Source organism: Actinomycetota bacterium (assembly GCA_019347575.1).
Taxonomy (GTDB): Bacteria; Actinomycetota; Nitriliruptoria; order Nitriliruptorales; family Nitriliruptoraceae; genus JAHWKY01.
This window is the reverse complement of sequence record JAHWKY010000067.1, coordinates 1-8,797: the sequence shown is the minus strand read 5'-3', so window position 1 is coordinate 8,797 and position 8,797 is coordinate 1. Positions and strand designations below refer to the sequence as shown.

Sequence of the window (8,797 nt, the reverse complement as noted above, 5' to 3'; positions counted from 1 at the left end):
CCTCCGGATCCTGCGGGGCGATCTGCAACGAGGTCACCGGTGCCGCCGGCAAGCCGTCGTCGAGCGGCACCCAAGAGGTCCCGTCGGCGTCGGCCGAGAGGAACACCCCGGCGTCCGTGCCGACGACCATCTGCCCGTTGTCGCGCAGCGTGATCCACGTGGCGTGGACGTTCGGTAGATCCCCGGAGAGATCGGTGAAGGTCTCCCCGGCATCGGTGGACCGGAACACGTGCCCCTCGCCGAGGTTCTCGGTCGGGTCGAGGTAGCTGCCGGGCGGCACCCACTCGCGGTTCGCGTAGCCACCGAGCGTCACATAGACCGTCGCCGGATCGTCGGGATCGATCGCCACCGACGTGATGTAACGGTTGGGCAGGCCGTCCGCGGAGGCGAAGTGCCAGCCGGCGGACGAGCCCTTCTCCGGTTCTTCCTCCTGACCGACGTTCGTGGCGATGCCGTTGGCGAAGCCGACGTCCCAGTTGTTGATGAGGTCGCACGGCCCGCAGAACCCCACGTACGCGTTCGCCCCACGGACGTCGATCGCCGACATGGAGTTCGTAGCGCCGGTGTCCTCGTTCGTACCGAGATCGAAGACCTGGGTCCAGCCGCTGATCACCGCGTCCGTCACGACACCCGTGCAGGTCTCCGGACCATCGACGGTCGCGACGACCTGCCGACCCGCGGTCATCAGGTGGTTCGGATCGGTCGGGTCCATGACGAACGGGTTGATGAACTGACTCCTCGTGATCGGCGGCGAGCAGCCCGTCCACGTCCGACCGCCATCGGTGGTGAACCGCATCCTTGCGAACGGGGTCTCGCCCCAGGCGTAGTCGCTGTCGTCCGGGTCGACGGCCACGAACGCCCCGTCCCCTCCGAAGGTCATCACCTTCTTCCCGTTGGGCTCGGTCTTGGCGGTGCCGTTGTCCTGCAGCCCGTACCAGACGGTCCCGTCCTCGGCCATCCGTGCGTGGTACGGCAGCAGGGTGTTGAAGCCGTCGTTCTTGCCCTCGGCCCACCCCTCCTCGACGAACTCCTCGCCCTCGGCCACGGTCTGGCGGTAGGCGCCGCCGTCGGTCCCGGCGATGAAGTGCACCCCACCGTCACCAGTCGGGATGAACATGCCGTCGTGGTGATCGGGGTGGGTGGTGGTCTCGGGGTTGTCGAGATCGTCTCCGGACGGGCACGTCGGGGTCCCGGTGTCCAGGAGGTAACAGGTCTCGTCCGCGAAGTAGGGGCCGATGACGTGGAAATCCCCGCGTGGATCCTGGGGCGTGCCATCCTGGGCCTGCGTGGTCCCGCGGTTGGCCCATAGCTCCTCCAACCCGAAGTGGATCCGGGTGGGGATCCCGTCCTCGGTCTGGCGGGTGGGGTCGACGGCGATGTACTCGTCGTACCAGGCCTGCACGCCGGGGGCGAAGAGCAGCGCCTGGCCGACCCCCACCAGTCCGGAGTTGGTGAGGGGGTTCTCGCTGATCTCGGTGGTGTCGGCCATGCACGTCCAGGACGCCCCGAAGTCGTCGGAGACGTAGATGCCGTTGAAGGTCGTGTTGTAGATCGCCTGGTCGTCGTTGCCGGGGTCCCCGATGTCGATCGTGGGGGCGCCGCCGTTGAACAGCTCCGCGTCCTCCACGATCGCGTACAACCAGTCGTGGTCCTGGTCCGGTCCGAAGGTCTTGCCGAGCTCGGTACGGCCGATGTTCTGCTGTGGAGCGAACCCCGAGCCGCACCCTCCCGGCCCGGACACGTCGAGCTTCTCGAACGTGCCGGGCTCACCGCTCGAGGACCGGTAGATCCCGTTGCCGGGGGCGTGGACGGTCCCGTCGGGGAACTGCGCCATGCCGGCGCGGTAGCCGACGGCGGCGACCACGGTGCCGGCCTCCACGGCGGCGTCGCCGACGCCCCCCGGTTCCTTGACGACCACATCGGTCACGAAGTTCGCGAACTCGCACGGGTTGGCGTAGCCCGTCACGCCGGCGCACTCCTCGGAGGTGGGCAGCGCCACGTTGGTGAACGTCTTGCCGATGTCGGTGGAACGGTACAGGCCCTGGCTCGTCGCGGCGTAGACGATCGTGGGATCGGTCGGATCCACCTCGACCTGGAACCCGAGGAGCCCGTCCGGCACGCCCTCGGCGTGGTGCCAGGTGCGCCCGAGGTCGTTCGTCCAGTAGGCGCCCAGGCCGGTGTAGGTGTTGCCGCCCATCAGATGCTCGCCGCCGACCGCGACGATCGTGCCGTCGGGACCCCCGGCCGGTGACCAATCGAGCGCCCCGAAGATCTGGGTCGGCAGGTCGTCCCCGATCGAGGTCCAGGAGTCGCCCAGGTCCTCGGACATCCAGATCCCGCCGGTGCCGATCAGGGCGAACAGCCGACCGTTGCCCTCGTCGTAGGCGAAGCTGTCGATGCGGCCGTTGAGCTCCGCTAACCCGAGGGTGTTCACGCTGTCGAAGCGTTCGTCGTTGGAGATCAGGGGGCCGTGGCCGTAGGGCTCCCAGGTTCCTGCGCTGCCCGGGACGTCGCTCGGTCGCTCGGCCATCGCCCGCGTCTGCTCGACCGCCGCTCGGAACGCACCCTGGGGGGCGTACCGGAAGGGGGCGGTCACCATGGACGCCCGTTCCTCCATGAGGGAACCGAGCTCCGCGAAGCTCTCGGGGTGCTTGTCCGAGAGGCACTTCGGCTCGAGCATCTGGTCGGGCGATCGCACGCGCCCGTCCTCGCCCGAGGCCCCCATCACCCGCTCGACGGCCAGCTCGGCGAGGTCCACGAGGTGGTAGCCCGGCGGGCAGGGCCCCGCCGCCTCCGCGGCCCGTCGGTCCTCGGCGCTCACGGCGACCGTGGCCCCGACGAGCATGGCGACCAGTGCGACGAACACGGCAATGCGTACCCGGGCAACGGAAGTTGCAGCCATGGCGGTCTCCCCCCAGCAACGCCACCCACGACCGTCGCGGACGGCTTCTCCCTGCCGACGATCTTCGACGGCGGAGGCCCCGATCCCTGCCCGGGCTAGCTGGCCTTCTCGAACGCGACGTCGTCGATACGGATGCCCTCGTACCCGTCCGGACGGGCGCACACCGGTGTCCCGGTCGACGAGCAGATCTCGTCGCTGTAGAAGCGGAACCGCACCCACAGGTCGCCCGCGGGCGGGGCGAACTCGAGCTCCATCTCGCCGTACTCGGGGTAGCCGACGTTCTGCCCGCCGAGGGTCGCGATCGACGTCCAGTCGCTGTTGTTCGGCGACCACTCGACCTTGACCTCGTCGAAGCCGCCACCCTCGATGTCGAACGTGTTCCACCAGCTCAGGAAGGCGGTCCCTCCGGGCGCGGTCATCTTCGGCGACGTGAGGATCGTCTCGACCTCCTCGCCGTACGGGATCACGTTGAAGCTCCAGTCCGAACCGCCGTGGCCGTTGCCCTGCTGGCGCTCCCACGCCGTCGCCGGGACCCCGGGGCTGGGCGTGGTGACGGTCCAGCCGTCGGCGCCGCCCTCGAACCCGTACGGTCCGGCGAGGGTGTCCTTCGCCGGCTCCGGGGGCGGTGGCGGCCCGATGATCGGCTTCGGGGTCGGGTACGCGCCCGGCCCGGTGTCGACGCACGCGCCCAACCGCTGGCGGATCTGGGACTCGACCTGCGCGGCGATCGCCTGCGGACCACCCAGGATCGAGCCGACGTCGATCGAGCACGCGTAGGTGTCCACGAACGTCGCGGACGCCCACACACCGAGGTCGTGGTCCGGTACCAGGATCATCACCCCGCCGGCTCGCGCGGCGGTCGGACCCGCAGCCAACGCATCCGGGAAGTCGCCGCCTCGGGCGAACCAGGTCGAGCTGGTGGATAGGCCCACGCGGCGTCCGGCCTCTGCGGCCTTCGCGGAGGTCTCGTACCGGTCGCTGCCGGCGATGCGGTCCTGGACGCTCACGAGCTTGCCCAGCTCGGTCTCGACCGCCTCGGAGACAGCGACGGGGCCGCCAACCACGGTCGCGGTGTTGGCGTTGAGCGATGCGAGCGCATCCCCGGTCTCACCCGGCAGCGTGTGCGTGTCGGTGAGGAGGATCGGCCAACCCCGCTCCGCAGCGACCGGCGAGATGCTCATGGCATCCGGCCAGCCGCGGGTCGGATCCGCGTCGATGCCCTCCGTGACGTACACGTTGCGGCCGCCGAGCTCCTCGGCGATCGCGGCGGCCGTGCCGAACCGGTTGTCGCCTTCGTACCGCTCGATGTCCGAGATGCCGGCGAGCTCCAGGTCCTGCTCGACACGGTCGGACAGCGCCGCGGTACCGCCGAGGAGGATCGCCCGGCTCGCATCGAGACGGTCGATCTCCTGCTTCACGGCATCCGCCAGCGCCCCGGTGGGGGTGAGCAGCAGCGGTGCGTCCTCACGGGCTGCCAGCGGCGACCCAGCGAGGGCGTCCGCGTACACATCGTGACGAGCGATCACCACGGTGTCGGAGCTGTCGAACTCGGCCTTCGAGATCTCGACCGCGGTCCCGATCCTGTCGCTGCCACCTAGGCGGCGCAGCGTGTAGTCGCCGTCGGGGAACCGGTAGGCCCACAGACCGCGGCCGTAGAGTCCGATCAGCGCGAAGTCGGGGTCATCCGGCTTGAGCTGGATCGAGGTCACTGGCGTCGACGGGAGCACGTCCGGCGCCAGCGGCGCGACGGGGCCACCGTTCGTATCGGATGTGATGTAGGCACCCTGGTCGGTCCCGACGAGCAACTGGTCGCCCCGTGGTTCCACCCAGGTGGCGGGGATGTCGGGGAGGTTCCCCGAGATGTCCACGAAGGTCTCGCCCGCATCGGTCGACTTGTACAGGTGCCCCTCACCGACCTCGTTGTTCTCGTCGAAAGCCGCGCCCGGGGGGACCCACGCACGCGAGTACCCGCCGAGCGTCACGTAGATCGTCCGGAGGGTCTCGTCACGCGGATCGATCGCGACCGACGTGATGTAGCGGTTCGGCAGGCCCTCGGCGGCGGCGAAGTGCCATCCCTTCGACGTCCCGGGTTCGGGCAGATCCTGCCCGGACACGTTGGTCGCGATGCCGTTCTGGAACGGGTAGTCGGCGTTGAGGATGTCGCACACTCCGCAGAAGCCGACGTACGTACCCGGCCCGCGCGTGTCGATCGCGCTCATGCCGTTCGAGGGCGGCTCGGGCTGATCGGCGGTGTTGTGCTGCGGGTCACGTTCGGTGGTCCTGAGGTCGAACACGACCTTCCACTCGTTGCCCTCGTCACCGTTCGCCGTGTTCGGTCCGGCCGTGGACTCCACGATCTGGCGGCCGCCCGTCGCGAGGTGGTTGGCGTCGAGCGGGTCCATGACGAACGGGTTCACGAACCGGACGTTGTCGGCAGGCGGGGCGATCCCGCGCCACGTCTGGCCCCCGTCGGTCGAGACGTTCATCCCCGCGTTCTGGGTCGACTCGATCACGTAGTCCGAGTTCTCGGGATCGACCGCGGTGAAGGTCCCGTCCGCTCCGTACGTGGCGTACTGCGCGAAGCCCTCGTCCGGTGTGACCCTCAGCTGACCGTTGTCCTGGAGGCCCGCGTACGCAACCCCGTCGTTGGCGATCACCGACGAGTAGGGCAACAGGGTCTGCAGCCCGTTGAACTGTGTGAGCTGCCAGCTGTTCTGATCGAACGGGTCGGTCGAACCGGAGGACATCTGCGTGCTGAGGCCACCGTCGTGTCCCACGAGCAACAGCGAACCGCCACCTTCCTCCTCGGACCTCGGGAGGATGAGCCCCGCGTGGTGGTCCGGGTGGGTGGTGGTGATACCGACCTCGCGGTTCACGCTGCAGTCGGTCGCCACCAGCAAGCAGTCACCGGATCCGTAGTAGCGCCCGATGACCTCGAACGAGGTGCTCGCGTTGTTGACGTGGGGGCCGACCTCGCGGCTCTGCCAGACCTCCTCGAGGCCGAACAGCAACCGACTGGGGACGCCGCCCACGGCCTGCGTCGGGTCGGGGTGGACCCAGAGGTTGAACCAGGACTGGATCCCGGGCTCAACGAGCCCTGGGATGCAGAAGACGGAGTTGTTCGCTGGGCAGGACTTCGCGATCTCGACGTCATCGGCCAGCAGCTCCCAGCTCTTGCCGAAGTCGTCGGACACGTACACCCCCGACAGGAACGTCGGGTTCGAGCCGAAGAAGTCGTCCGGGATCGGAGAGAAGCGGGCCCCGCCGTTGAACAGGACCGCGTCCTCCATGATCAGGTACAGGTAGTTGTGGTCCTGCGCGTCACCGACGGCCGGACCCATCTCGATGCGGCCGATCCGCGCGTGCTTGTCCCCGCTGTCGGGGATCGCCGCCTCGAGACCAGGCTCGTAGGCGAAGGTGCCAGGCTGGCCGGTGTCGGAGTAGTACAGCCCGTTGTGCTCGGACTGGACGTTGCCGTCGGGGTTGGTGGCCTCACCGGCCCGCCACCCCACCGCTGCGACCACGGCGCCGCCGGGGACGTCGGTGGTCCCTCCGGGGTGCTGCACGACGACGTCGGTGACGAAGTTGGCGAAGTTGCAGGTGTCGTCGTTGTAGTCCCCGGCGCAGTCGCCCGTCGGCAGCTTCACGTCACGGAACGTCGCGCCCGCGTCGGTGGAGCGCCACAGGCCGTTGCCGGTCGCCGCGTAGATGACGTTCGGGTTGGTCGGGTCCACCTCGGCGGCGAACCCGAGGGTGCCGGAAGGCGGCCCGGAGGAACGCTGCCACGTCTCGCCGAGGTCGCGCGAGTACCACACACCGATCCCCGTGAACGCGAAGCCGCCGAAGGTGTGCTCGCCCGTGACCGCGACGATCGTCCCGTCGGGGCCGCCCGCGCGCGTGTAGGCGACCGACGAGACCACCGTCGAGGGGAGGTTGTCCGTGATGGGACGCCACGACTCACCGAGGTCCTCCGAGAGCCACACCCCGCCGGTCCCGATCGCGGCGAAGAGCCGACCCGTGGGCGGGTCGTACTTGAGGTCGTCGATGCGGCCGGTGCTGTGGACGATCCCGTTGCCGGACGTGCTGGGATACCGAGGATCGTTGGAGATCTGCGGTCCGAGTCCGTACTTCTGCGCAACACCACCGGAACCGGGAACGGACGCAGCCCGTGCCACGAGCTCCTGGCGCTGCATCGCCGCCGCCAGTGGCGCGTCGGGGTGGATCGAGTCGTACGGCGCGGTACGGATCGACGACTGCTGCATGTCGCGCAGCGCCAGCTCCCGGAACGGCTCGGGCCGGTCCGTCGCGAGGCACGCCCCGCGGAACGACGAACCCAGCTCGAGGCCCTCACCGCCCTGGTACTGCGCGGGGAGCTGCGCCGCCATCTCCGGCGTCATCTCGCGTTCGGTCACCCGCTCGTAGCCCGGCGGGCACTCCTCCTGCGCGGCGCGTGCGACGGGGTCGCGGCTCTCCACGACCATGGCGGCGCCGGCGATGAGTCCGACGGCGGCCAGTGCGACGACAGCCGTTTCCAGTCGCGGGATCCGGATCAAGGGCGGGCCTCCTAGTTGCTGACGACCACGTTGTCCACGTACACGCCCTCCTGGTTCACCAGCTGGTCGCTGCTGAACCGGAAGCGGATGTACAGGTCACCTGGCGGTGCTTCGAACGCGATCTCGTGCGGATCGAACTGCGGGTAGCTCTCGTTCATCCCGGAGAACCCGACCAGCCCGTGGTAGAGCTCGCCCCCGACCGACCACTCCACGTTGAGGAAGTCGAACCCTTCCTCGGAGTTGGTCCGCTGCGACCACTGGAGCTTCACGGGACCGCCGGTGTGGCTGATCGCCGGGGAGGTCAGCATCGCGGTCGACTCGTTGTCGTACACCGGGATCTGGAAGCTCTGCCCGGACGCATCGCCGGGCGGGGCGACCTGCCAGCGGGTGGTGATCTTGTTGGTCGAGGTCGTCCAGCCCTCGGGTCCGGTCTCGAACGTGAAGCTCGCGAGCTCCTCGCCCTTCAGCGGCGGCGTGGGTCCTGCAGGCGGCGGACCGGCCGCGATCGCCTGCTTCACCTGGGCTTCAACGTTCGCCGAGATGGCTACCGGTCCGCCGAGGAAGCGCACGCGGTCGACGTCCGGCGAGTGCTCACGCAGCCACTCCTCCGAGGCCGGGGCTGCACCTAGATCGCCGTGTGGGACCAGCAGGAGCGGTCCACCGTTCAGTGCCGCCGCCGACCCCGCGGACAGTGCGTCCGGGAACTTCTCCCCGGTCGCGAGCCAGGGGCGCGCGTCGTGCAGGTGCGTGCGGGCCGCGATATCGGCCAGCTTCGCTGACGTGTCGTAGCGGTCGTCGCCGAAGACCTCCTTGAGGGCCACACCCTCGTCCTCGATCGCCGCACGGACGTCGTCGTTCACCGCGACGGGTCCGCCGATAACGGTCGCCGACTCTGCACCGAACTCGTCGAGCGCGGCACGCGTGTGCTCGGGCAGGGTCTCGGTCGTCACGAGCAGGATCGGCCGACCCTCCACGGACGCCAGCGGCGCGACGCTCAACGCATCGGGCCAGCCGCGGGTCTCGCTCGGGTCGGCCCCCTCGACGATGTACACGTTGGAGGTGTCGGTCAGGCGTTCACCGATCATGGCCGCGGTTTCGAAGCGGTCGATCCCTCCGATGCGGACGATGTTGCGGATGCCCATGGCCTGCAGGTCCTGTTCGACGCGGGGCGACAACGCCGCCTCGCCGCCGAGCAGGTAGACCGTGTCGACGCGGAGGCGTTCGAGCTCGGTCTTCACCTCGGACGCCAACGCTCCCTGGGTGGTGAGGAGCATCGGGGCGTGGTTCTCGAAGGCCAGAGGCGCACCAGCCAAGGCGTCGGCGTAGACGTCCTGTCTGGCGA

The 8,797-nt window shown here is 69.3% G+C and carries 3 protein-coding genes; all 3 read right to left on the bottom strand.

What is annotated here, in order from left to right; genetic code table 11:
• Positions 1 to 2,902, bottom strand: a 2,902-nt coding sequence (locus tag KY469_21590) for a hypothetical protein (GenBank protein ID MBW3665696.1), incomplete at its 3' end; no start/stop codon positions are given.
• A 95-nt stretch (positions 2,903 to 2,997) separates the two neighbouring features.
• On the bottom strand, positions 2,998 to 7,455 hold the full coding sequence (locus tag KY469_21585) for a cell wall-binding repeat-containing protein (GenBank protein MBW3665695.1): 4,458 nt from the start codon (positions 7,453 to 7,455) through the stop codon (positions 2,998 to 3,000).
• 11 nt (positions 7,456 to 7,466) lie between these two features.
• A partial coding sequence (locus KY469_21580; protein MBW3665694.1) for a cell wall-binding repeat-containing protein occupies positions 7,467 to 8,797 on the bottom strand: 1,331 nt, incomplete at its 5' end.